The organism is Pseudomonas sp. Z003-0.4C(8344-21), assembly GCF_900104975.1.
Lineage (GTDB): Bacteria > Pseudomonadota > Gammaproteobacteria > Pseudomonadales > Pseudomonadaceae > Aquipseudomonas > Aquipseudomonas granadensis.
In genome coordinates this window covers 3,937,726-3,962,064 of record NZ_LT629756.1, presented here as the reverse complement: position 1 = coordinate 3,962,064, position 24,339 = coordinate 3,937,726, and the positions used below count along the sequence as shown (strand labels likewise).

Here is a 24,339-nt window from a genome sequence, read left to right as displayed (position 1 = left end):
CCACCGCTATCGCTGGCAAGCCAGCTCCCACAGGGTTACAGGTTGTGCCGTCAGCTCGCGTGGGTACTGAGAACACTCGCGATCTGCTGCGGTTGGCAGTTGAGGTACGGCGAGGATTTCAGCCAGCGCTGATCGGGGTACCAGGAAAACATGAACTGGCCGTTCTTCAGGCGATCGATCACCTGTCTGGCAATCTGCGGCCGCACTGCGGGGCAGCCCTGGCTACGGCCGATGCGGCCCTGGCGCTTGCTCCACAGCGGGTTCACGTAATCGGCGGCATGGATGACAATCGCCCGGTCGCGCGCCATGTCGTTAAAGCCCGGCTCGAGACCGTCCATGCGCAACGAGTAACCGTGGGTGCCGCTGTAACTTTCCTGAGTGCGGAACAGGCCGAGGCTGGACTGGAAACTGCCTTCGCGATTGGAGAATTGCGTGGCGAAGTTTTCCCCGGAGTTGGAGCCATGGGCGACCAGATCGCGCAGCACCAGCTTCTTCTTGCTCAGGTCGAAGATCCACAGTCGGCGTTCGGTGGACGGTTGCGAATAGTCGATGATCGCCAGATGACGCGAGGGTTTTGCGCCGTTGCTGACCGCGCACTGCATGGCGCTCAGCGCACCTTTCAGCGCGTGGGGATTGAGTTCTGGCGCGGCGTGCGCGAGGCTGGTGTAAAGAACCGGCGAGAGTTTGCCGGCGGCAAAAACGGGGCTGGTCACTACGACAAGGGTCGCGGTGCTCAGCAAAAGTCGGCGCAAAAACGTCAACATTGATGAAGTGTCCTCACTTGCTACATATCGGGCACTTTGGTTCCTGACGTCCAGTCGATACCTGCAGGCTCGATGATCGAGCCTGACTGTTCAGCGCACCTGATGTAAGGTTGACCGTCATCGAGACGGCCATGGATTGGAGTAAAGCAGTTGTTCAAAAAGTACGCATGCTACTTGAGCATTTGTTTGCTCGCTGCGCCGTTTGTCGCTTGTGCCGAGGAGGCGCTGCCGCCGTTGCCGACCCTGCCGACGCCAGTGGCCGAAATACCGGTCGAACCGCAAAGCCCGTTACAGGCGGTATTGATCAATCTGCGCCAGTCCTGCCCGGCGATTGCGACGCGGCTCGACGGCGCGGCGCTGAGCCAGTTGCAAGCGTTCTATCAGCAGCAGGACTGGCTGCCGGCGTGGGCCAGCGAATCCGCACGTTTGCCGGCATTGCACGGGCAATTGCGCTTGTTGGTCGACGATGGTCTCAATCCGGCGCGCTACCCGGTCGCGGCCGTAGCGCCGCAGGATGGCGAGCTGTGCGCCGATATCGAGATCAGTCGCTATTACCTGCAAGCGCTGCAGGACCTGCATTTCGGCCGCCTGCTGCAATCGCATTTCGAACCGCTATGGCATTCAGACGACACCCCGCGTGACCGTCAGGCGGAATTATTGGCGATCGCCGTTCCCGGCCTGCATGACATCCCCGCAGCGTTCGATCTGGCGCGGCCGCGTCTGGCGCAATATCAGGATCTGCGGCAGCTCTACGCCGCGCAACGCCTGCAAACCTTGCCGCAATGGCAACCGGTCGGCAGCGGGCCACTGTTGCGCCCGGCGATGGAAGACAAGCGCGTACCTGAGTTGGCTCAGCGGCTGTACAGCGAAGGCTATCTGAGCGACGCCATCGGCACGTCGGGTAATGCTTATGAAGGCGCACTGGTTGATGCGGTGAAGAGTTTTCAGGTCAATCATTCGTTGCAGGCTGACGGGGTGGTCGGGCCGGGGACGATTGCCGAACTGAACATCAGCCCGCTGATCCGCCGCGAACAGTTGCGCGTCAATCTCGAGCGCTTCCGCTGGATGTCTCAGGACATGGAGCCCAATACGCTGCTGATCAACGTCGCCGCCGCCGAACTGACGCTGTATCAGGACGGCGCGCCCGTGTGGCAAACGCGCACCCAGGTTGGCCGTGCCGACCGCCAGACGCCGCTACTGAAATCGCGCGTAACCCGCCTCACCCTGAACCCGACCTGGACCGTGCCGCCGACCATCTGGAAGGAAGACAAACTGCCGGAAATCCGCAAGGACCAGACCTTCCTCAGCCGCCACAACCTGCAGGTACTCGACGCCAACGGTCTGCCTTTGGCGGCAGCGGACATCGACTGGGACAACCCCGGCAATATCCTCCTGCGCCAGGACGCCGGACCGCGCAATCCGTTGGGGCAAATGGTCATCCGCTTTCCCAATCCGTTTTCGGTGTACCTGCATGACACGCCGAGCAAGGCGCTGTTCGACAAAGGCCCGCGCGCATTCAGCTCCGGTTGCGTGCGGGTCGAACATCCGATGCAACTGCGCGACCTGCTGCTCACCCCGGCGGAGAAGGCCCGCACCGAAACCCTGCTGGCGACCGGCACCACCCACGAATTTCGCTTGTCGGCGCCGGTGCCGATCCTGATGACCTACTGGACCGCGCAAGTCGACGGCAACGGCCAGGTGCGCTACGCGCCGGACATCTACAGCCGCGACAGCGCCTTACTGGCCGGGCTCGACCGCGCGCATTGAGGCTCAGCGCTGGCCGCGCCTCCACAACAGGCGCGCCAGCCAGGCATCGACACTCAACTTGCCGGCGCCAGCGAACAGCAGTGGCGCCAACGCGGCCAGGTAGATCGCCGGCAGCTTGAAGTTGCCGAAGCCCTTGTTGGTGATCGCGTAACCCTGCGCCAGTTCGCTCAGCGACGACCAGTCGGCAGGCCAGTGCACAGCAGCCGTGGCGACCACCGTCACCACCATCAAGACCAGCGCCGAAAAGCGCGTGCCGAAACCGATCAGGATCGCTACAGCGCAGATCAGCTCGGCCCACATCGACAACTCCCAGTTCAGCGTGGCCGGCAGTCGGTCGAAGGGGAAGGGGAAGCGCTCTTGAATGTCCTCGAACCAGTTCTGCCCGTTGAATTTCTCCACCCCGGATTCGAAGAATTCCCAGGCGATAAACAGGCGCAAGGTCAACGGCGCCAGCCACGCGCCGGCGCGGTCGAGGTTCAGGTGCAGGTGCTGGACGGTGTTGGAGAGGGTTTTGCTCATGAGGGGCTCCGGTGGTTTTTCAGAGTGGAATCGACCGGTGCATTTGAAGGGTGGGGTGTATCGGGGGTGTGTCGTTGGGGTGGGGACTTGTTGATTGGGTGTGTCTGGGCGGGGGCTGGATACACTGGGGTACACGCAGTGAAACCGAGTTGGCTCGGCCCCTCATCGGAACGCCGCCCGCCCAGCCCTCTCCCAGAGGGAGAGGTGGCCGACCGCGGGGTTTTGCGCTGTGCATCGACCTGAGACACCGAGTCGATTTTGGCTCTGCCGAGGTGCGGCCAGGATGGAGTCAACTTCCAATGGCTTGGCGATAACGGATTCAGCGCTAACCGTTCAGGTCGGCGCATTACGCCAATATCCCCCAATCAGTCCCTCTCCCCCCGGGAGAAGGCTAGGGTGAGGGCAGCACTTTCGGCACCCGCCACAAATACCAAGCCGCCACCGTCCGATAAGGCCGCCACGCCAGCCCAATCTCAACCATCTGCCTGCGCGTCGGCTGCACCTCCAGCCCCTTCAACCGCCGATAACCCTCACGCACACCAAAATCATCCGCCGGCAGAATATCGATACGCTCCAGGCTGTAGATCAACAACATCTCCACCGTCCAGCGCCCGACCCCACGCAAACTGATCAGCCGTTCGATCAACGCTTCATCGTCCATCGCCAGCGCCGTGGCGTAATCCGGCACCACACCATCCAGCGTCGCCTGGGCGATGCCCTGAATGGTGAAAATCTTGCTAGTGGAAAACCCGCAGCCGCGCAGGCGCTCGACGTCGGTGGCGAGAAGCTGCTCCGGCCGCGGAAACGTCTGTCCGGCGAACAACCCCAGCAAACGCCCCAGAATCGCGTCCCCGGCCTTGGCGTGCAGTTGCTGATAAGCGATCGCCCGCACCAGCGATTCATACGGATCGCGCGCCGGATGCGGGCGATGCAGGCACGGGCCTATAGCGGCGATATGGCGCTGCCAGTCAGCATCGAGTGCGGCGAGAAAATCGCTCGCCGCTTGATAAGTGCCTGCCACGTTATTTCAGCAGGCCGTTGACTTCGCCATAGGTGAACGCCTTGAGCGCCTGCGTATCGAGCCGGCCATGGGCAAGAAAGCTTTTCACCAGCCCGCCCATTGCGCCGTAGAGAAACTCGGCGATTCCGGAGCCAGCGCTCAAGCGCCGTACGCCCAGCGCCTGCAACTGGTCGGGCGAAGGCAGGCCAGCGACGCCCAGCACGTTGACTGGCAGTGCGGTGCCTTGGCAGATCGCCTCGATTTCATCAGCGGCGCTGACCCCGGCGGCGAACAAGCCATCAGCACCGGCGGCTTGATACAGCGCTGCGCGACGCAAGGTTTCAGCGACGCGCGCTTGGGCCGCGACCAGACTTTTCAGGTACACGTCGGTACGCGCATTGATGAACAATTTTACCTCGCGCCGGGCGGCGATCTGGCGCGCCAGTTCGATCTTGCGCGCGAGCAGCTCCGGCGCTCCGGCGCCATCCTCGATATTGATGCCCACGGCACCCGCGCCGATCACTGCATCCAGAACTTCGGCCACGCGCCCGAGGTCATCGGAATAGCCGGCTTCGACGTCGACACTCAACGGCACGCTGATCACTCGGGCCATGGACTCCACCGTCGCCACCAAGCGTTCGAGGGGCAGGGCATTGCCATCCGGGTAACCATGGACCCAGGCCACGGCGGCGCTGCTGGTGGCCACGGCGTTGCCGCCCAGATGTTCGACCAGTCGCGCGCCGGTGGCGTCGGCGACGTTGGTCAGAATCAACAGGCCTTGTTGGTGCAGTTGATGGAATTGTGTATCGAGCATGCTCATCGAAATCCCTTTGTGATTAATGTCAGCAGGTCAGAACGCGAGTTGTTGCGTGAGCTGCGTGGCGGCGTTTTCCAGGCGCAACAGAAACGCCTTGCGCGGCTGCCCACCACCATAGCCGGTCAACGCGCCGTCCGCGCCGATCACCCGGTGACACGGCACCACGATCGACAGGCGATTATGCCCGTTGGCCAGGCCGACGGCGCGGCTGGCGCCGGGTTTGCCCAGCCCGGCGGCGATGGCGCCATAAGTGCTGGTGTGGCCGTAGGGGATTTGCAGCAGCGCCGCCCAGACCTGGCGATCGAATGCACTGCCGGGCATATGCAAAGCCACGCTGAACGCGCTCAGGTTGCCGGCAAAATACGCCGCCAGTTGGGTTTCGATCTGCTGCAAATGCGCGTTGTGTCCCGGCGCGACGGCGTAACCGTAGCGCCCGTGCAACTGCTCGACTTCGCGGGTCAGCGCCGGCCGGTCGAGGAATTCCAGCAACACCAGACCGCGGCGTTCGGCCATGGCGATCATCGGCCCCAGCGGCGTGGTCAGCCGGGTGAACAGCAGCGGCTCGCTCTGGGCGACGCGGCCTGGCGTGATGTTGAAGGACTTCTGAAACGCATCACGGAAACCGCTGAGCGATTCATAGCCGGAATCGAAGGCCGCATGGTCGATCGATGCGCCTTGCTTGATTCCGCCCAGCGCCATGCCCAGCCGTCGTGTGCGCAGCCAGGCATGGAAGGTCATGCCGAAATGCTGCTTGAACCAGCGGCGCAGTTTCAGCGGTTCGATGCCTTCGGCGAGCAACTGCGCATCGCTCCAGCGCACCTCGGGGTCGGCGTCCACGGCGCTGAGCAGGCGCTGCACCCAGTCCGGGGCGATGGCCGCTGCGTCCAGCGGCTTGCAGCGCAGGCAGGCGCGATAGCCGGCCGACAGGCAATCGTCGGCATGGGCGAAAAACTCGACGTTCTCCGGTTTCGGCTTGCGCGCCGTGCAACTGGGGCGGCAAAAGATTCCGGTGGTTTTCACCGCCGTGAAGAACACGCCTTCATAGGCAGTGTCGCGTTCAAGCATGGCGCGAACCATTTCGGCGTGGGGCGGCAGGGCAGTGGTCTGTATGTTCATGGGCTGAGAATAAAACCGCTTTGTCGATGACTCCACCGAAAAATCGACAGTGAATTTTTTTCGATCTGCACCACAATCACCCAATCGCCACTTGGGAGGAATCAACGCCATGCCACCGTTCACCATCCAGCGCATCGATCACATCGTGCTGCGCGTCGCCGACCTGCAACGCAGCATCGACTTTTACGCCAAGGTGTTCGGCGCCGAAGTGGTCCGCCACAATCAGCCGCTGGGTTTGGTGCATCTGCGCGCCGGTACTTCGATGATCGATCTGGTCGACCTGCAAGGCGAACTGGGCCGCAAGGGTGGCGGCGCAGCAGGGGCGGAGCGGCGTAATGTCGATCATTTCTGCCTGCGCATCGAACCGTTCGACGAAGCGGCGCTCACCGTTCACTTGCAGGCCTGTGGCCTGACCGTGGAGAAAGCCGCCAGACGCTTCGGCGCCGAAGGTTACGGCCTCTCGCTGTATTGCTTTGACCCGGACGGCAACCAGGTCGAACTCAAAGGGCCGAGCGAAGCCTGATTCGGCTCAGGTCACTAGAGCAGGCACCGTTGGTCTTTTCCATCGCACTCCACAAGCCTTGGGCATTCCAAACAAGTCCGATCACGACTTTTCTGGAGGCAGCCATGACCCATCCATCCAGCACTGACAAGCCGCTCGAAGAAACCCTCAGCCCGAACGACGATGGCTTTGTTATCGGCACCGCCGGGCGCGACGAAGACCCTAACGCCACGACCGACTGGGACCATGCGCGCGACACCGACGAGGTGATGACGCCCGCCGATACCCGCGGTTTACCCGGCTATCCCGGTGCAGAGAAAGCCGGCAAGGACACGCAAAGTGTCGACAGCACCATCCCGGCCAACGGCGACCCGGCCCTGCAAAGCAACGACAGCGCCGATTGAACCGTCGTACGACAGCAGATCGCGGGAGGCTTGCGATGAATAAACCGATGCTCAAATGTGCGCTGGTGGCGCTGACTTTTTCTCTCGGCATGGCTCAGGTGCATGCCGCGCAAACCAAGCGCGTCGATGTGCTGCTGGTGGGCGGCGGGATCATGAGTTCGACCCTGGCGGTGTGGCTCAGCGAGCTGGAGCCGGGCTGGTCGATGGAAATGGTTGAGCGCCTGGACAAGGTCGCCGAGGAAAGCTCCAACGGCTGGAACAACGCCGGCACCGGCCACTCGGCGCTCGCCGAACTGAACTACACGCCGGAGAAGGACGGCAAGATCGACATCACCAAAGCCGTCGAAATCAACGAAGCATTCCAGATCACCCGGCAGTTTCTCGCCTGGCAGGTGAAAACCGGCGTGTTGAAAAATCCGCGTTCGTTCATCAATTCCACGCCGCACATGAGCTTCGTCTGGGGCGATGACAACATCCGCTTCCTGAAAAAGCGCTACGAGGCGTTGCAGGCCAGCCCGTTGTTCCGCCCGATGCAATATTCCGAAGACCCGGCGCAGATCAAGCAATGGGTGCCGCTGATGATGGAGGGTCGCGACCCGGCGCAGAAAATCGCCGCGACCTGGACGCCGATCGGCACCGACGTCAATTTTGGCGAGATCACCCGGCAGTTCGTCAGCCATCTGCAATCACGCGATAACTTCTCGCTGCAGCTGTCCTCGGAAGTGCGCGACATCACCCGCAACGACGACGGCTCCTGGCACGTCGAATACAAGAATCTGAAGGACGGCACGACCACCGCCACCGATGCCAAATTCCTCTTTATCGGCGCGGGCGGCGCGGCGCTGCCGCTGTTGCAGAAGTCCGGCATCGAGGAGGCCAAGGACTACGCCGGGTTCCCGGTCGGCGGCTCGTTTCTGGTCACCGAGAATACCGAGATAGCCCAGCGGCACATGGCCAAGGCCTATGGCATCGCCTCGACCGGCGCACCGCCGATGTCGGTGCCGCACCTCGACACGCGTGTGCTCGATGGCAAACGGGTGATTCTGTTCGGGCCGTTTGCGACGTTCTCGACCAAATTCCTCAAGGAGGGCTCGTACTTCGACCTGCCGGCCAGTACCACTTTGCATAATCTGTGGCCGATGGTCCGGGTCGGCGTGCGTGAATTCGATCTGGTGCAATACCTCGCCGGCCAGTTGATGCAGTCCGACGATGACCGTTTCGAGGCACTCAAAGCGTATTTCCCACAGGCGCAAAAGCAGGACTGGCGCTTGTGGCAAGCTGGCCAGCGTGTGCAGATCATCAAGAAGGACGAGCAGCAGGGCGGGGTGCTCAAGCTTGGCACCGAGGTGGTCGCGTCCAGGGACGGCAGCATTGCCGCGTTGCTCGGCGCCTCCCCGGGTGCCTCGACGGCGGCGCCAATCATGCTTGATCTGATGCAGAAGGTGTTCAAGGACAAACTGGCGTCCGCGCCGTGGCAGGACAAGCTGCGCCAGATCGTGCCCAGCTACGGCACGCGCCTGAACGAACACCCGGACAAGGTCATGGAGGAGTGGCGCTACACCAGCGAAGTGCTGCAACTGACGCCGCCACCGGGTATCGATCAGGCGCAGCCGAGCAACCCGCCGACGCACATCGACGCGGTGCAACAGCCGAACCTGGACAGCGATCCCGATCTCAAGCCTTGAACAGTGGGGTTGGTGGCGCCGGGCGAACTTTTCCCGTTCGGCGCCACTCTGAACCAGTCAGAGGATGACCGGGCGACAGAAAAAACTGGCCCGGCAGGCAGTTTTGGCGCGCGCCGTGATAAATTCGTCACCCGTAATGCCGACCCCGAATGGCCCCAGGCGGCCCCACCAAGAGCGATCTACATGCAAGCAAAGGCCCGTGAGGTTTATGTGCCACCGGTGCTGCAGGATCTGCGGGCCGGCACAGCCGAACTGCACATCGCACTGGAAAAACGCCTTCCTTTTTTCTCCGACACCCTTGATACCCAGGCTTTCGAGCGCCTGATGCAGGCCTATTACGGCTTTTACCGGCCGCTGGAACAGGCCCTGCAAGCCAGTAACGCGATCCCGGACGACTTCGATCTGACCCCACGGCTCAAGACCGCAACCCTGCGCGCTGACCTGCAAGCACTGGGCGCCAGCGCCGAAGCGCTGGCCAGCCTGCCGCTATGCGATGAGTTACCGCGCATCGACTCCAGCGCAGCCTGCCTCGGCGTGTTGTATGTACTGGAAGGTGCGACCCTCGGCGGGCAGATTCTACGCCGCGAAATCGCTGCCCGGTTGGGCCTGGAAGCCGACAACGGCGCGGCCTTTCTCGATGTCTACGGCGCGGCCACCGGGCGTCGCTGGCGTGAGTTCATCGAATACCTCGGCAGCCGGCCCATGGACGCTGCCGAACGTGCAGCCGTCGTCCGCGCTGCGCAAACTACATTCAGCTGTTTCGAGCAGTGGCTCGAGCGCCGGGAGGTGCTGGCATGACCCCGCAAGACAAACAAGCCTTCGAAGAGCTGCTCGCCAACTGCGCCGACGAACCGATCCGGTTTCCCGGTGCGATTCAGCCGCACGGTCTGCTGTTGACCCTGAGCGAGCCTGCGCTGCAGATCATTCAGGTCAGCGCCAACGTCGAAACATTGCTCGGCCAGGCGCCAGAGCCGCTGATCGGCCAGCCGCTGCACGAACTGATTGGTCTGGAGCACTGCGCGCAGGTGCTTGAGGCACTGCAACGCGATGCGCAGGCCGATGCGCCTCCGTTGTACTTTCGCTTGAATGGAACTGCCTTCGAAGGTTTGTTGCACCGCCATCAAGGCGTGCTGATCCTGGAACTGGAAATCCACGTCGAAAACTTCCAGCCGCGCAACGTCGCCGGGGTCAAGACTCACCTGGGGCGCATGCTGCAACGCCTGCAAGCGGCGACATCGCTGCCGGCGCTGTACGAAATCAGCGTCAAGGAAATCCAGGCGATGACCGGTTATGACCGGGTGCTGATCTATCGTTTCGAGGAGGAGGGTCACGGTCAGGTCATCGCCGAGGCCTCCGATCCATCGATGGAAGTGTTCAATGGCCTGTTTTTCCCGGCCTCGGACATTCCCGAGCAGGCCCGCGAGCTGTACCGCACCAACTGGCTGCGGATCATCCCCAATGCCGATTATCAGCCGGTGCCGCTGGTGCCGAAGTTGCGCCCGGACACCCAGCAGCCGCTGGACTTGAGCTTCGCCACGCTGCGTAGCGTCTCGCCGATTCATTGCCAGTACATGAAGAATATGGGCGTGTTGTCGTCGATGAGCATTTCCTTGCTCAAGGGTGACAAGCTCTGGGGCCTGATCAGCTGCGGCAATCGCCAGCCGCTGCATGTGCCTCACGAACTGCGCATGGCCTGCCAGACCATCGGCCAGGTGCTGTCGCTGCAGATCAGCGCGATGGAAGCACTGGAACTGAGCCGACAGCGCGACGAAAAGCTCGAAGCGCTGGCGCAGCTCAATCAGGCGATGATCGACTCGTCGCAGAACGTTTTCGATGGCCTGGCGCAACAACCCGAGACGCTGATGGCGCTGACCGGCGCCGGCGGCATCGCGATCATTGAAGACAAGCAGTTGCACCGTTACGGCAACTGCCCGGAACCGGAAGACATCCGCGCGTTGCACAAATGGCTGCAGGAACGCGGTGAGCCGGTGTTCGCCAGCCATCATTTGTCCAGCGTCTACCCACCCGCTGCGCAGTTTCAGCAAGTGGCCAGCGGGGTGCTGGCGCTGAGCCTGCCCAAACCGGTAGAGAACGGCGTGCTGTGGTTCCGCCCCGAGGCCAAGGAAAACATCAATTGGAGCGGTGACCCGCGTAAACCACTGGACCTGGAAAACTCCGACGCCGGCCTGCGCCTGCGTCCACGCACCTCGTTCGAGATCTGGAAAGTCGAGATGGCCGGGATTTCGGTGAAGTGGAGCCACGGCGACCTGTTCGCGGCCAACGACCTGCGCCGCTCCGCGCTGGAAAACGACCTGGCACGGCAGGTGCGCCGCGAGCAGGAAGCGGTGCGCGCTCGTGAGGAGCTGGTGGCAGTGGTGTCCCACGACCTGCGCAACCCGATGACGGTGATCTCGATGCTCTGCGGCATGATGCAGAAAGCCTTCAGCTCCGACGGTGCGCACACCTCGCGGCGGATCTCTACGGCGATCGACACCATGCAACAGGCCACCGCGCGGATGAACACGCTGCTGGAAGACTTGCTTGATACCTCGAAAATCGATGCCGGGCGCTACACCATTACGCCGCAGCCGCTGGAAGTCGGGCATATCTTTGAAGAAGCGCAGTCGCTGCTGACGCCGCTGGCACAGGACAAGGACATCAGCATTTCCTTCGAGGCTGATCCGGATCTGCGTATTCACGCGGACCCTGAGCGGTTGTTTCAGGTGCTGTCGAATCTGGTCGGCAATGCGATCAAGTTCACTCCGCGGCTGGGCACTGTGGGGGTGCATGCGACGACGGTGGGTGACGAGATTGTCTTTACTGTGCGTGATAGCGGGGAGGGCATTCCGAAGGAGCATTTGCCGCATGTGTTTGATCGGTACTGGACGGTGAAAGAGGGTAATCCGACGGGTACGGGGCTGGGGTTGTATATCACTCAGGGGATCGTTGAGGCGCATGGCGGGCGGATCGTTGCCGAGAGTGAGCCGGGGCGGGGGAGTGAGTTTCGGTTTACGGTGCCGCGGGTGGCTTGATCTTTGATCTTTGATCTTTGAGTTTTGGGTACATATCCGTTGCTGCGGTAACGGCTGCTTAGGGTTCCGCCCTTACGGCGGGTCACCTTTTTCAAACGCCAAAAAGGTAACCCAAAACGCTTGCTCCTACGTACGGCCCTCGCAGGCTCGGGTCCCTTCGCTCCGGGATCGATCCGGGCGCAGCGGCTACGGTTTGCTGCGCTGCACCTCCTTCCGCTGTGTCTGGCTGCGCCAGACGGTCGCTGCGCTCCCACGCCCGGATCAATCCCTCCACTCAGCCTTCCGATGTCGCCGGTGACGCAAGATCAAGAGCACTCGAGCTTGCGCTCATTGTTGAGTGGTGAGAAGCGGGTGGTTGGCTTTGGATTTGTGGTGGATTTTCCCCTCACCCCAGCCCTCTCCCCTTGGAGAGGGAGCCGATTTGTGGGCTGTTCAAAACCTGCATACGACGCGGTATCCCAAGTCGGCGCATCTCTCACATCCACCACAATCAGTCCCCTCTCCCTCCGGGAGAGGGCTAGGGTGAGGGGCCTTTGATCTTCAACGCCGCCATCAAGGTCGAAAGCAGGCGAGCTGACACTCGGCCTCATGGTTGTACTCGGCCCCTGTGGGAGCTTGCCTGCAAGCGATTAGGCCAGCACAGGCAACGTTGTCATTGGCCAAAAGGTAATTTTCTTCAATACCCTCCCAAAGCCGCTGACTAAGATGTGCCCCTTGTTCCTCGTTTTGAAGCAGGTGTGCGATGAGTCTGATTGTTTCGATGGCGGCGTTTGCGTTGGCTGCTTCCATCACGCCGGGGCCGGTGAATATCGTGGCGTTGAGTTCGGGGGCGCAGTATGGGTTTCGTGCCAGTCAGCGGCACGTCGCCGGGGCGACGTTGGGGTTTGTGTTGTTGCTGGTGTTGATGGGGCTGGGGCTGCATGAAGTTTTGCAGCGCTGGCCGTTCATGACCCGTTTGGTGCAATGGGCCGGTGTTGCGTTTTTGCTGTTCATGGCCTGGAAACTGGCCAGTGATGACGGCCAGCTTAATGCGACCGACTCAGGTCGGGCGCCGTCGATGCTCTACGGTGCGGTCATGCAATGGCTCAACCCCAAAGCCTGGCTGGCCTGTGTGGCGGGCATGGGGACGTTTGTTGCCGATGGCGAGGCGCGGTTGGTCTGGCAGTTTGCGGCGGTGTATCTGGTGATCTGTTATCTGTCGGTCGGCTGCTGGGCGTATGCCGGGACGTTTTTGCGCGGATATCTGAACAATGCCAAGGGGATGCGTTGGTTCAATCGGGTGATGGCCGGGTTGTTGGCGTTGAGCGCAATTTATCTGCTGCTACCGTGACCCCTTGCAGGAGTGAGCCTGCTCGCGATAGCGGTGTGTCAGGCAACTGATATGTCGACTGAATAACCGCCATCGCGAGCAGGCTCACTCCTACAGGGACTGTGTTCAACCTCCGATAAACGGCAACTCAAACGCCGCCCCTTCGATGTGATACACCGTCGGCTCTTCGGAAAAATATTCTTCCAGCCCCAGCATGAACAATCGATGATCTTCGCTCGCTTCAAAACCCGGCGTGTGATCCTCAAGCGACTGCCAGCGCACGATCAGATTGAAGCGCTCGGGCGTTTCGATCCCTTGCGCGAGCATGTGCCCGCCATAACCCTTGGCGCGGCGGAGCAGGGGGGCGACCTCGGCGAAGGCCTGTTTGAACGGCTCGACGTATTGCTTATGAACCGGTAGTACAGCGATCTCGTAAACCATGACGTTCCCCTTAACGTGAGTGCTGCGTGGTGGATGGCGCATCGCTGAGTGCAGATGGATCGACGGCAATCGCGATCTTGCCCAGCAGCCCGTTGTTACGGCTTTCCAGTCGGGCGTGGGCGAGCCCGAGGTCCGCCAGCGAATAGACCGCGCCAACGTGCGGGCGCAGTTGGCCGCGTTCGACCAGTGCGCTCAATTCATCGAGCTTGCCGCGGTTCTGGCGGGTGAACACAAAGTGGAAACTGGCATTTTTGCCCCAGGCCTGGATCACGTTCTGTGGCTGGGCGATATCGACGATGGACACCACCCGGCCCAGTTGGGCGAGTGCGTCGGGGCTGCGCGCCAGGGTGTCGCCGCCGATGGTGTCGAACACCACATCAACGCCATGCCCGCCGGTTTCGCGCAGGATGGCGTCGATGTAATCCTCCTTCTCGTAATCGATCAGCACATCGGCACCCATGCGCCGCGCGAACTCGAAGTTGGCTTCGCGTACGGTGGTGAAGACTTTCGCGCCCATGGCTTTGGCCAGCTGGATTGCAACGTGCCCGACGCCACCCGCGCCACCATGAATCAGCACGCTTTCGCCAACCCTGAGCGACGCTCGCACCACCAGCGCTTCCCATGCCGTGCCGCCGACCAGGCTGAGGCTGGCCGCTTCGAGGTGGCTCAGCGCTTTCGGCTTCCTGGCCACGATAGTCTGCGCGGCAACGTGGTACTCGGCGTAACTGCCAGGCCCGGCGAAGATCTGCGGGGTGTACCAGACCTCGTCGCCCGGCGCGAAAGCCGTGACGCCCGGGCCGACCGCTTCGACCACGCCGGAGACGTCGTGACCGCTGATGGCCGGCAGCGGCACAAGGTCGAGGTAGTCGCCGCGGCGAACCTGATAGTCCAGAGGGTTGATGGAGGTGGCGTGTACTCGCACCAGTACTTCGCCAGCGTTGGGTACGGGCTTGGGAACGTCGCGCAGTTCGAACGATTCCGGGCCGCCAAATGATTCAAGCATCATCGCTTTCATTGCATTTCCTCGTTTCGGTAAAAAGGGATATCGGGAATTCTCGATATCACGGGGCAAAAAATTACAGCTCGCTGCCGATGATCTCGGCCAGCTCACGGATCGCCGCTTCATTGCGCTTGTAGTACGTCCATTGGCCGATGCGTCTGACTTCGACCAGGCCCGCCCGTTGCAGCGTCGCCAGATAATCGGACACCGTCGACTGCGACAGCCCGACACCTTCCTGAATACTGCTGACGCAAACACCTACCGTATGCACGTCGCCTTCATCCTGAGGAGGAAAGCTGTTGGCCGGGTCCTTCAAGCCTTTGAGAATCTCGAGGCGAGTACGGTTGGAGAGTGCTTTGAAGATGTCGAGTAGGTCCATGCCGCGAAGATATCGGATTTTACCGATATGTCAACGACTGATTTCGATAAGCGTCAACCGCGATACTGCCCCGGCGTTGCCGCCAGATGCTGTTTGAAGGCGCGCTGAAAATGCGCCTGATCGGCAAACCCGGCCGCGAGCGCGACGTCGGCGATCAACTGGCCGTGGCGCAGGCGCTCGCGGGCGAACTGGATGCGCTGGTTGATCACGAACGCATGGGGCGTCATGCCGTAATGCTGTTTGAACGCGCGGATCAGGTACGACGGCGATAGCTGCGCCGCGGTGCAAATATCGTCAAGGCTCAGCGCATCGGTGCAATGCTCACGAATGAAATCGGCGGCGCGTTCGAGCTTGCCGTTCGGCTCGCGCAACGGCGCGCTGGCGGGGTTCAGCCGCAGGTGCAGATCGCTGAAAAACTCTACCGCTGCGCTGTGTTTGCGCAGCAGGTCGTACTGATCGGCGACGAGGATTTCGTACAGCTCACACAAATCGTGAAACAGCGCCGCGTCATCGAGATGGGTCACAGCAAAACGACAAAACCCCTGCGCACCGAACCCCAACTGTTGCTGCAGATCGCTCAGCCAAGGCGTTTCGACGTACAGCATCACATACGACCACGGCTGATCATCGATCGGATTACACGCATGCACATCGCCGGGGTTCATCAGCACCACCGTGCCTGCGGCCACCTCGAACTCTGATTGTTCATGCACATACGTGCTACGCCCGGCGGTGATCGCGCCGATGGAGAAGTGCGCGTGGGAGTGCCGCGAATAACAGACCTCACGGCCATCGGCGATGGCCCGCGCCTCGATGAAGGGCAGGGCATCGTCGCGCCAGAAGCGCGGGGCTTTTTCTGGGGTTTTGGCGGCAGCGTGTTTCATGGTGGTTATCCCGGCAGGCCAGTGCGCCAGTGTAGGGGCTGCGGACGCCAAAGGCTCGTCCAAGTTCGACAGGATTGGCTTTTTCAGGCCCAACGGCACATCCAGATCGGTAAATGGTGCGCTCATCAAAACGGTTGAACTCCGCGCCAGACTCTTCCGTCACTTCCTATGAGGGGACTCAGGGCAATGTTGTCAGGTCGCCCCACTTAACGTTTTCACTCAGAAGGCGAGGGACCACATGAACACTTCAGATAACAGGGCAGGAACCACCGCAGACGAACCGTCCAAGGGCCAGGCCGGGCAGGCCTTCGAGCATTTGAAAGACGACGTCAGCGAAACGCTCGGCGGTGCTCGACAGCAAGCCGATGCGCAATTCGGTCAGTATCGTGACACGGCCGCCGAACAGATCGAAGCGCTGGCGCAAGGCGCGAAAAGCTTCGTCTCGGAGCTGGAGGACAAGGACACGCTGGGTATGTCCGACTACCTCTCCGACATGGCCGAGTCGATGACCGGGCTGGCGCAAAATCTGCGTGGCAAGAGTGCCGAACAGCTGTTGCACGACGCCGCCGAGCTGGCGCGCAGCAACCCCGCGTTGTTCATTGCCGGCAGTGTGGCGATCGGTTTCGGCCTGTCGCGGTTTCTCAAGGCAGGGACTTCTGCGGCGGCCGAAGTGACTGCCGATCATCAGCCGGCAGCCGGAAGCTCAACGCCACCCGCCGGCGGTTTCGGCGCCCAACGACCCTATGAAACCTCAACTGCGACCGCCACTGATCCCAGTCCAGGCCTGGCGACCGGCATCACCCCGACGTCGGCCGATGAGCACGATCACCCGAGTGATTTTGCCGGAACCGCCATCCCCACCTCGCCCACCAAAGGAGACCTGTCATGAACCGAGACGATGCAGATCTGCAAGGCGCCCGACCCACAGCCAACCATGACGACGCTTCGGTGACGGGACTGCTGCGGCAGTTGTCCCGCGAAGTGCCCGCGCTGTTTACCAAAGAACTGGCGCTGGCCAAGGCCGAATTTCAGTCCAGCCTCAACACGCTCAAGGCCGGTATCGGTGCGGTTGCCGGCGGGGCGATTGTGCTGCTGGCGGGACTGATCATTTTGCTGATGTCGGCGGTGTACGGCCTGAGTATGTTCATGGCGCCATGGCTGGCGGCGCTGATCGTCGGCGTGGTGGTGATGATCATCGGCTTTGTCATGGTGCAGTCGGGCAAGAAACAGTTCGAACCGTCCCATTTCAAACCTGACCGGACGCTGGACGCCTTGAACAAAGACCAGGAAGCGCTGCGGAGGAAAGCCTCATGAAGACTGAATTGGATATCGAATCGCAAAAAAGCCCTGAGCAGATCGAGCGCGAGATCGACGCGCAACGCGCCAGCATCGGCAATATCGTCGACCAGCTGGAAAGCAAATTCACCCCTGGGCAGATGATCGATCAGGCGTGGGGCATGCTGCAGAACAATGGTTCGCAATTCGTGACCAACCTGGGCACCAGCGTGCGCAACAACCCGGTGCCGGCGGTGTTGACCTCGGTCGGCCTGCTCTGGCTGATGATGGGCCAGAACCGTCCGCCAGTGCCGCAGCCGACCTATCGCAGCGGTCCGGATCAGGACCGGGCCGGGGAGTGGGCCGATGGCTTGGCCGATAGCCTCGGCAATGCGCGCGAGCATATGCACCAGACCAGCGATTCGTTGAAGCACGGCTATCAATCGCTCAAGGGCAAGGCTGCGCACATGGGCGAGAACGTTGGTGCCGCCAAGGAGAATTTGCGCCACACCATGCACGATGCCAGCGACCGATTGAGTCAGAGCGGCCAGGCCATGGGGCAGCAATTCAATCAGTTGCTCAAGGAGCAACCGCTGATGGTCGCGGCGGCCGGTATTGCGATTGGCGCGATGCTCGGTGCCGCGCTGCCTAAGACGGCCACTGAGCAGCGCTATTTGGGGCGGACCAGCGCGGGCATGGTCGACAAGGTGAAAAAACAGGCGCGGGAGGGGTATGAGACTGTCCGCGATACGGTGACGAAGACGACCGAGCAGGCTACGGGGCAGGGTGCTCAGCCTACGCAAGCGACCACGTCTGATGAATCGGCGGATCTGTCCAAGGGATTGGGGACGTCTTGATGATGGCGGATAAGGGAGGCCTTGAAATGGCCTCCTTTTTTATTGCCGATTATCGACGAGTGGACGGAAATTCCGCGATCGAACGATTGGGGTGTGTCAGTTTCCCCTCACCCCAGCCCTCTCCCAAAGGGAGAGGGGGCCGTCCGAGGTGTCTTGCGGGATGCATCGACCTGAGTGATCGAGTCGATTGTGAATTCGACAGCGCAAAAAGATCGAGTCGATTGTGAATTCGACAGCGTAAAAAGATCGAGTCGATTGTGAATTCGACAGCGCAAAAAGATCGAGTCGATTGTGAATTCGACAGCGCAAAAAGATCGAGTCGATTGTGAATTCGACAGCGTAAAAAGATCGAGTCGATTGTGGATTCAAGCGCGTGCAAAAGATCGAGCGGATCCGGATTCCCAGCCGCACGCTCAGGTCGGCCTACTTCCTCAATATCCCCCAATCAGTCCCCTCTCCCCTTGGGAGAGGGCTAGGGTGAGGGCTGACCCTGAAGAAACCGTCCATCACGACTCAAAAAGGACCCCATCATGCAAACCCTGACCGGCGGCTGCCTCTGCGGCAATATCCGCCTCGAAGCCTCGGGCCAACCCTACCGCGTCGGCCTCTGCCATTGCCTCGACTGCCGCAAAGTCCACGGCGCGCTGTTCCACGCCTCGGCCATTTTCCCCGCCAGCGCCGTCACCACAAGCGGCGAAACCCGCGACTACGCCGGGCGACATTTCTGCCCGCGCTGCGGATCCTCAGTGTTCAACCGCAGTGACGACGAAATCGAAGTCAACCTCGGCGCCCTCGATAGCCCCGATCAACTGCAACCGACCTACGAAAGCTGGACCGTGCGCCGCGAGTCATGGCTGCCGGCGTTCCCGCTGGCGCATCATTACCCGCGTGATCGCGAGGGCCCGGGCCGCTCGGAAGATTAGCCAGAGCCCAGCCTCGCGGCGGATCGATCAACCGCGAATAAACGCCAGCAAATCAGCGTTGATCGTCTCCGCTTCGGTCGTCGGCATGCCGTGCGGGAACCCCGGATACGACTTAAGCGTGCCGTTGGGCAGCAACTTCGCCGACAACGGCCCTGAATTGGCATACGGCACAATCTGATCGTCCTCGCCATGCATCACCAGCACCGGCACGCTGACTTTCTGCAAGTCCTCGGTGAAGTCGGTCTGCGAGAACGCGACGATGCCGTCGTAATGCGCTTTGGCCGAGCCCATCATGCCTTGGCGCCACCAGTTGGCGATCACGCCTTCCGAAGCCTCGGCACCGGGGCGGTTGTATCCATAAAACGGCCCGCTCGGCACGTCCCGATAGAACTGCGCGCGATTGGCCGCTACCTGGGCCTGAAAGCCATCGAACACCGACTTCGGCAAGCCGCCGGGATTGCTCGCGGTCTGCACCATTAGCGGCGGTACGGCGGCGATCAATGCCGCTTTGGCGACGTTGTCCTGGCCGTGGCGGGCGATGTAGTGGATCACCTCGCCGCCGCCGGTGGAATGGCCGACATGCACGACATTCTTCAAGCCCAAATGTTTAACCACCGCCAGGACATCGTCGGCGTAATGGTCCATGTCGTGACCGTCCCAAACCTGAGCAGAACGGCCATGCCCGCGCCGATCATGGGCAACCACGCGAAAGCCCTGGCCGAGGAAGAACAGCATCTGTGCGTCCCAATCGTCGGAACTGAGCGGCCAGCCGTGGTGGAAATGGATCACCGGCGCGTCGCGCGGGCCCCAGTCCTTGTAGAAGATTTCAACGCCGTCTGTGGTGGTGACAAATCCCATGTTCGCGACTCCTGACCGATGTGGAGGGCAGCCCGCGCGACACGCGCGGGCCGATTTGGCTGATACACGTGATGTGCAAGCAAAGTGCGAGCCGTTATCAACTGTAGGAGCAATGTTGATGTGTGCATGACCGGTGGTCGCAACGTCTCGCTTGAAAGTGCAAATCAGGTTTCGCTGAAAGGAACAAACCCAGGCGCGGCGGTGCCTGCGGTATTTATGTCGAACAGTTCAAACTGTAGACCGATGCGGCTGGGCTAGCCCCCGGTGGCGGGAATATGATGTGGGCCCTCGTCAATTCAGGGCTACGCTGAAGAGCATTACAGCCTGTGGAGTGTGTGATGCTGGTGCCCGGAAAACCCGAGAATGAAGCGGCGCGCGTGCAAGCGCTGCAGGGTCTCAACCTGCTCGACTCGGCCCCCGAAGAGCGCTTCGATCGCCTCACGCGGCTGGCCAAACGCCTGTTCAACGTGCCGATTGCGCTGGTCACACTGGTGGACAAGGATCGCCAGTGGTTCAAGTCCTGTGTCGGCCTCGACGCCACCGAAACCCCGCGAGACGTGTCGTTCTGCGGTCACGCGATCTTGCAGAACGAACTGCTGCTGGTGCCGGATGCCCGCGAAGACCTGCGCTTTCATGACAATCCGCTGGTGACCGGGGCGCCGAACATTCGCTTCTACGCCGGTTATCCGCTGACGGTGCCTCACGGCAACAAAATGGGCACGCTGTGCCTGATCGATACCAAGCCCCGCGAACTTGACGATGAAGAACGCGCACTGTTGCGCGATCTGGCAGAAATGGCCGAGCAGGAGCTGACCGCGGTGCAGATGGCGAGCATGGACGAGCTGACCTTGCTGTCCAACCGACGCGGCTTCAAGCAGTTGGCCCAGCATGCGCTGGACGCCTGTTCGCGCCTGAGCCGTCCGGCAACCTTGCTGTTTTTCGACCTCAACGACTTCAAGCAGATCAACGACCTTTACGGACATGCCGAGGGCGACAACGCCTTGAAGACGTTTGCCGACGTGCTGCGTATTGCCTTTCGCGAAAGCGACGTGGTCGGGCGTCTGGGCGGCGATGAATTCGTCGCGCTGCTGACCGGCTCCAGCCATGTCGAAACCACGGCGATCATGGCGCGCATGAAAGAAATCCTCGAAGAGCGCAACGCCACGCTGCACCGCGGCTACGCCATTCGGTTCAGCGTCGGCCAGATCGAATACGACCCCAAGCGCCACGACAGCGTCGACCGCCTGCTCGCCGACGCGGACGGCGCGATGTACGCGCACAAGCAGGCCTTGAAGCGCTGCTGAGCAAAACCCATCGCCAGCAGGCTGGCTCCCACAGTGGTTATCGGGTGTACACAAAGCCCATTTCCACACCGAACCCTGTGGGAGCCAGCCTGCTGGCGATAGCGCCGGTCCAGTCAACATTTTCATCAACTGACCCGCCGCCATCGCCAGCAGGCTGGCTCCCACAAGGGTTATCTGGTGAACACAACACCCATTCCCACCACAAAACCCTGTGGGAGCGAGCCTGCTCGCGATGGCGTCCGTTCATTTACTGCTTCATTGACTGACCACTGCGTCTTCGAACCAACGGGCTTCAAGTTTTCGGCGGGCTCAATGTCGCGTAAAACTTCAACCATTTCTCCTGATTGGTGTGTACATCCTCAAGTGCAGGCGCGATCAGCGCTTCTTGCAGCGCTTTGCTTTCGTACGCCTCAAACAGGTGCCGCACAGCCGTACTGGCGATGGCGTTGACCTTGTTGGAGGCAAACGTATCGGGGACGTCGCTGTGGGTCTGTGGCGCCAGCGGCGCGCCCTCGATGTCGAGGCGGGTGAGCAGCGCTTCGCATGTAGCGTTGCCGATGGGCAGAGTCCCGTGTCGATACGCCTCGGCGTCGAAAGGCAGCGATTTGGCCTTGGCATTGGCGGAAGACGGCGTGAGCAGCGCAAGATCGATATCCCTGCGCAATGTGACAGCGGCCCGGCGGGTAAAGATTTCGTACACCCTCGGCACCGATCCGCGCAGCAAGGCAATGATGGCAAACGGCGTGGCCTCCGCGTTTGGCTTCGCGGTCTTCGTGCGGCTTGTCGGCGCTGGCAATTGCAGGGCAAACAATTCCAGGGTGTTGTCTTCGATGTCCTGCCGTTGCGCCAATGGCAACCGGCAAAAAGCGTCCTTGATGAACGCGACATGGGCGTCCTTCATTTGTCGCAGGCGCGCGCTCAGGGCCGCACGAAACAAACTCGACACCTTGCCGAGCCGGGCCAGCGGCGATTTGATCGACGGCAGTTGCAGTTCGGTATTGTTTGATTGCCAGCCCTGTAAATCGCCGGTCAACTTGCCCGCCACATGCAACTCGCTCAGCGAAAAATGTTTGCCACCCGATCCAGAGTTGAACAGCGCCTGCTCCTTCAAGTGTGGATTATCGATAAACACCTTGCGCAGGTCGGCCAGTGCAACGGTCGCTGGTGTGGGACATTTCGACAGAAAAGCCCGCTGGGAAAAACTGCGCATCCTTCGATAATGGTCGCGGAAAATACTCTCGGCACGCTTCAGCGTCGCGGCGTGGTTGGCAGGATTCTCCTCGTCTCGCTGGACCACACCTCTGGCAACCGCCCAATCGAGAACGACCGCCGTACAGACGTCGCTGCGCAGGAAACGGTAGAAATCCGAAGGCGCCGGACCATTGGTCAAGGTGATCAGTTGCGCGTAGGTCATCAGGCGTGCCACGCCTGGCAAGCGATCTTCGATATACAGCACCACCTGCTTGAACCGGACCCAGCGCACGCAACTCATGTAATGAAATGAGGTGGGAATATCGCGAATCAAGAATTCAGGGGCGATGCCTGACAGCAAAAGATGGGTCGCCAGCGACTTGTTTTTTATCAGCGCGAGTGCGAATTGGCGGTCGATGAATCGCCTGACTTCGTCATACCGTTCACCCCAGTAAAAACTGTCATTCACCGCTTGGTCGATGATCTGCTCAGACTGTTCGCCCGCTTTGGGGTCGAGGCTGAGTATCAGTGCTGCGAGCAACAAACGGTCGCGATTGGTGGCCAGCAGCTCCTTGGGCTGGGCGGGGCGCGCGATTTTCTCCAGTAGCTGGTTGCCCAGGTCCTGAGCGCGTCGGGTGATGAGGATGCGGCCGATCAGGTAATCGGCCTTGGCGTTGAGGCTGGCCACCGGCAGATCGGTATCGACGCCTTCGCTCAGGTAATCAATCAGTGGCGCTGCATCCTTGGGTAGAAATGCCTGAGTGGTGTCGATGACCTGCTGACGTTGTTCAGCAGTAAAACGTTCGGTCTGTTTACCGGGCTGGCCGAGCAGGTACCAATGATTCATGTAGCCGGGGCGCACATGCAGGTTGATCTGGTCCCATTTCACAAAGTTGAGCGCCTGCTCGACGGTCTCTGGCAAAGGCAGCTCATAGAAACGCAGCATTTGCCCGAGCGTGACCTTGCCGCTGTCGCGAAAGGCACCCCCCGCTTCACGGGCCTTGACCTTGAGACGGTCGCGATAGACTTTCAGATCGGCGTGTTTTTCCACTTCCGCCGTCAAGGTTATCCAGCCGTTGTCGCTGGCCGTACCGACGTGACCGGTTGCACTGAGCAACAACGGGCTGTCAGCGGGCAGACCGTGTTTTTTCAGAATGGCCTGAAAGGCCGGACGTGTACCGAATGTGCGCAGTTCCCGCTGACCCAGTGCCATCCACTCGGCCAGCGCCGAGTCCGGATGGGGCTCGCTGAATTCCTCAAGGTTGATTTTCGCCATCGGTGACTGGTTCCAGCACAGCGCTTGCAGTCGGCGCAGGATATACCGGCCATCTTCGACGTCGGCAAAACCATGTCGATGGCTGAGAATGGGACTGCCCGTCTGCACGTACTCGCTGACATAAGGCAGATCCGGCCAGCGGTGGTCGCGCAGGCGTTGTACCAACGCTTTGGCCTGTTCGGCATCCTCCGGGATCGGCAGGGCGTAGCGTTCAAGCAACGGGCCAAGCTTGAAACGCGGACCGCCGCGACTGGCCGACACCGACGCGGAAGTCAGTGAAACCGCTGTGTCCTCCATGCCGCGTTGTTCGAAGGGGTCGTGGGTCTTCAACACTGTTTCGAGGGTGTTGGCGATGGCCTGGAAGTCCTCCAGTTGGGCATCGCGCTCCTTGACCACGGCCGAGGTGGTATGACCGTTTTCATCAATCGCAGCGAGGCCGTCGGCCTTTAATTCAGCGACGATTACTTTCGTCTGGGCTTCGTTCTGCGGCTCGGGATAACCATAGAAAGCCAACGCGATCCGACGTGGAAAGCGGTACAGCGGATTGGCCGATTTGCCACCGATATACGGCAGGCCCATTTCGCCCGGGTCAATACGCTGGGCAATCCACAACAACGCCGGTGCGACCTGCCACCAGCCGGAATCATCGTCCAGAGCGAAGGTGCGTACGCTCGCGGTGCCATTCGTCTGGGCTCGCGCCTCCAGAGTGGCGCCCTTGATGCGCAACGTATCCAGATCGATATGAAAGCGACTGGCCCAATCGAGAAATTCCGGACGCTCCAGAGCGGCCCAGTACAGCTCCATCCATTCGCGCAAGAGACAGGCGCGCGGAATCTCCAGTGTACGTTCAGGTTCCTCGGGCTTGGCGACCGGGACGGCGATCAACTCATCAATCAGATTTTGCAGAAAACTCTGTTGCGGTGACGCGGGTTGCACTGTGTCGTTCATTTGCGCTCTCCATGGCGGCTGACAGGCATCAAGCGTCGATTGTCGAGCGGTGGGGAGCGGGGCGGGTGGTACATGTGTATGGATGGGG

Annotated in this window: 23 protein-coding genes; 12 read left to right on the top strand and 11 right to left on the bottom strand. The window is 61.2% G+C overall.

Annotated features, from left to right (window positions below):
- Positions 1-50: 50 nt before the first annotated feature.
- Entirely contained in the window at positions 51-764 is a 714-nt protein-coding gene (locus BLU24_RS17890; protein ID WP_093102312.1) for a murein L,D-transpeptidase catalytic domain family protein, read from the bottom strand.
- Between the two features lie 150 nt (positions 765-914).
- On the opposite strand from BLU24_RS17890, the gene BLU24_RS17885 reads away from it, so the two are divergent.
- Positions 915-2,531: a L,D-transpeptidase family protein gene (locus tag BLU24_RS17885; protein ID WP_093102309.1), complete on the top strand. Its 1,617-nt coding sequence runs from the start codon at positions 915-917 to the stop codon at positions 2,529-2,531.
- 3 nt (positions 2,532-2,534) lie between these two features.
- Here BLU24_RS17885 and BLU24_RS17880 read toward each other — a convergent pair whose 3' ends face one another.
- The 4 genes from BLU24_RS17880 to BLU24_RS17865 all read right to left on the bottom strand — a co-directional run bounded on the left by BLU24_RS17880 (position 2,535) and on the right by BLU24_RS17865 (position 5,983).
- Positions 2,535-3,050, bottom strand: coding sequence for an HvfX family Cu-binding RiPP maturation protein (locus tag BLU24_RS17880; RefSeq protein WP_093102306.1), 516 nt, complete (start codon positions 3,048-3,050; stop codon positions 2,535-2,537).
- A 391-nt stretch (positions 3,051-3,441) separates the two neighbouring features.
- Positions 3,442-4,071, bottom strand: a complete 630-nt coding sequence (locus BLU24_RS17875) for a DNA-3-methyladenine glycosylase family protein (protein WP_093102303.1) — start codon at positions 4,069-4,071, stop codon at positions 3,442-3,444.
- 1 nt (position 4,072) lies between these two features.
- Complete coding sequence (locus tag BLU24_RS17870; protein WP_093102300.1) at positions 4,073-4,870, bottom strand: isocitrate lyase/PEP mutase family protein; 798 nt, start codon at positions 4,868-4,870, stop codon at positions 4,073-4,075.
- A 30-nt stretch (positions 4,871-4,900) separates the two neighbouring features.
- Positions 4,901-5,983: a bifunctional transcriptional activator/DNA repair enzyme AdaA gene (locus BLU24_RS17865; protein ID WP_093102297.1), complete on the bottom strand. Its 1,083-nt coding sequence runs from the start codon at positions 5,981-5,983 to the stop codon at positions 4,901-4,903.
- A 109-nt stretch (positions 5,984-6,092) separates the two neighbouring features.
- Between BLU24_RS17865 and BLU24_RS17860 the strand changes: the two genes are divergently transcribed.
- From BLU24_RS17860 to BLU24_RS17835, 6 genes are all read left to right on the top strand, one after another.
- On the top strand, positions 6,093-6,506 hold the full coding sequence (locus tag BLU24_RS17860; RefSeq protein ID WP_093102294.1) for a VOC family protein: 414 nt from the start codon (positions 6,093-6,095) through the stop codon (positions 6,504-6,506).
- 104 nt (positions 6,507-6,610) lie between these two features.
- Complete coding sequence (locus tag BLU24_RS17855) at positions 6,611-6,889, top strand: hypothetical protein (protein ID WP_093102291.1); 279 nt, start codon at positions 6,611-6,613, stop codon at positions 6,887-6,889.
- 47 nt (positions 6,890-6,936) lie between these two features.
- The gene (gene mqo, locus BLU24_RS17850; RefSeq protein WP_093106815.1) at positions 6,937-8,574 is read left to right on the top strand and encodes a malate dehydrogenase (quinone); all 1,638 of its coding nucleotides are present in this window, start codon (positions 6,937-6,939) and stop codon (positions 8,572-8,574) included.
- A gap of 183 nt (positions 8,575-8,757) precedes the next feature.
- Complete coding sequence (locus BLU24_RS17845) at positions 8,758-9,372, top strand: biliverdin-producing heme oxygenase (protein WP_093102288.1); 615 nt, start codon at positions 8,758-8,760, stop codon at positions 9,370-9,372.
- The gene (locus BLU24_RS17840) at positions 9,369-11,606 is read left to right on the top strand and encodes an ATP-binding protein (RefSeq protein ID WP_093102285.1); all 2,238 of its coding nucleotides are present in this window, start codon (positions 9,369-9,371) and stop codon (positions 11,604-11,606) included. The genes BLU24_RS17845 and BLU24_RS17840 overlap by 4 nt, the downstream gene beginning before the upstream one ends.
- 742 nt (positions 11,607-12,348) lie before the next feature.
- The gene (locus tag BLU24_RS17835) at positions 12,349-12,936 is read left to right on the top strand and encodes a LysE family translocator (RefSeq protein ID WP_093102282.1); all 588 of its coding nucleotides are present in this window, start codon (positions 12,349-12,351) and stop codon (positions 12,934-12,936) included.
- A gap of 105 nt (positions 12,937-13,041) precedes the next feature.
- Here BLU24_RS17835 and BLU24_RS17830 read toward each other — a convergent pair whose 3' ends face one another.
- The 4 genes from BLU24_RS17830 to BLU24_RS17815 form a co-directional block, all read right to left on the bottom strand.
- Positions 13,042-13,356 (bottom strand): antibiotic biosynthesis monooxygenase family protein, encoded by a 315-nt coding sequence (locus BLU24_RS17830; RefSeq protein WP_093102279.1) that lies wholly within the window; start codon positions 13,354-13,356, stop codon positions 13,042-13,044.
- A gap of 10 nt (positions 13,357-13,366) precedes the next feature.
- Positions 13,367-14,371 carry a zinc-dependent alcohol dehydrogenase family protein gene (locus tag BLU24_RS17825; protein WP_093102276.1) on the bottom strand — a complete coding sequence of 335 codons (1,005 nt, stop codon included), beginning with the start codon at positions 14,369-14,371 and terminating at the stop codon, positions 13,367-13,369.
- A gap of 61 nt (positions 14,372-14,432) precedes the next feature.
- Positions 14,433-14,735: an ArsR/SmtB family transcription factor gene (locus BLU24_RS17820; RefSeq protein ID WP_090282894.1), complete on the bottom strand. Its 303-nt coding sequence runs from the start codon at positions 14,733-14,735 to the stop codon at positions 14,433-14,435.
- A 53-nt stretch (positions 14,736-14,788) separates the two neighbouring features.
- Positions 14,789-15,619: an AraC family transcriptional regulator gene (locus BLU24_RS17815; RefSeq protein ID WP_093106812.1), complete on the bottom strand. Its 831-nt coding sequence runs from the start codon at positions 15,617-15,619 to the stop codon at positions 14,789-14,791.
- A gap of 238 nt (positions 15,620-15,857) precedes the next feature.
- Here BLU24_RS17815 and BLU24_RS17810 point away from each other — a divergent pair, with 238 nt between their 5' ends.
- The 4 genes from BLU24_RS17810 to BLU24_RS17795 all read left to right on the top strand — a co-directional run bounded on the left by BLU24_RS17810 (position 15,858) and on the right by BLU24_RS17795 (position 18,674).
- A complete protein-coding gene (locus BLU24_RS17810; RefSeq protein WP_093102273.1) occupies positions 15,858-16,508 on the top strand; it encodes a hypothetical protein in 651 nt (216 codons plus the stop codon).
- Positions 16,505-16,933 carry a phage holin family protein gene (locus BLU24_RS17805; RefSeq protein ID WP_093102271.1) on the top strand — a complete coding sequence of 143 codons (429 nt, stop codon included), beginning with the start codon at positions 16,505-16,507 and terminating at the stop codon, positions 16,931-16,933. Before BLU24_RS17810 ends, BLU24_RS17805 begins: the two co-directional genes overlap by 4 nt.
- Positions 16,930-17,751 carry a DUF3618 domain-containing protein gene (locus BLU24_RS17800; protein ID WP_093102269.1) on the top strand — a complete coding sequence of 274 codons (822 nt, stop codon included), beginning with the start codon at positions 16,930-16,932 and terminating at the stop codon, positions 17,749-17,751. The genes BLU24_RS17805 and BLU24_RS17800 overlap by 4 nt, the downstream gene beginning before the upstream one ends.
- A 530-nt stretch (positions 17,752-18,281) precedes the next feature.
- Positions 18,282-18,674 (top strand): GFA family protein, encoded by a 393-nt coding sequence (locus BLU24_RS17795; protein ID WP_093102267.1) that lies wholly within the window; start codon positions 18,282-18,284, stop codon positions 18,672-18,674.
- A gap of 27 nt (positions 18,675-18,701) precedes the next feature.
- Here the strand turns inward: BLU24_RS17795 and BLU24_RS17790 are convergent, their stop codons facing one another.
- Positions 18,702-19,532, bottom strand: coding sequence for an alpha/beta fold hydrolase (locus BLU24_RS17790; RefSeq protein ID WP_093102265.1), 831 nt, complete (start codon positions 19,530-19,532; stop codon positions 18,702-18,704).
- Positions 19,533-19,870: 338 nt separating this feature from the next.
- On the opposite strand from BLU24_RS17790, the gene BLU24_RS17785 reads away from it, so the two are divergent.
- Positions 19,871-20,836, top strand: a complete 966-nt coding sequence (locus tag BLU24_RS17785) for a sensor domain-containing diguanylate cyclase (protein ID WP_090282900.1) — start codon at positions 19,871-19,873, stop codon at positions 20,834-20,836.
- A 292-nt stretch (positions 20,837-21,128) separates the two neighbouring features.
- Here the strand turns inward: BLU24_RS17785 and BLU24_RS17780 are convergent, their stop codons facing one another.
- Entirely contained in the window at positions 21,129-24,251 is a 3,123-nt protein-coding gene (locus tag BLU24_RS17780; RefSeq protein ID WP_093102263.1) for a hypothetical protein, read from the bottom strand.
- Between the last annotated feature and the right edge of the window lie 88 nt (positions 24,252-24,339).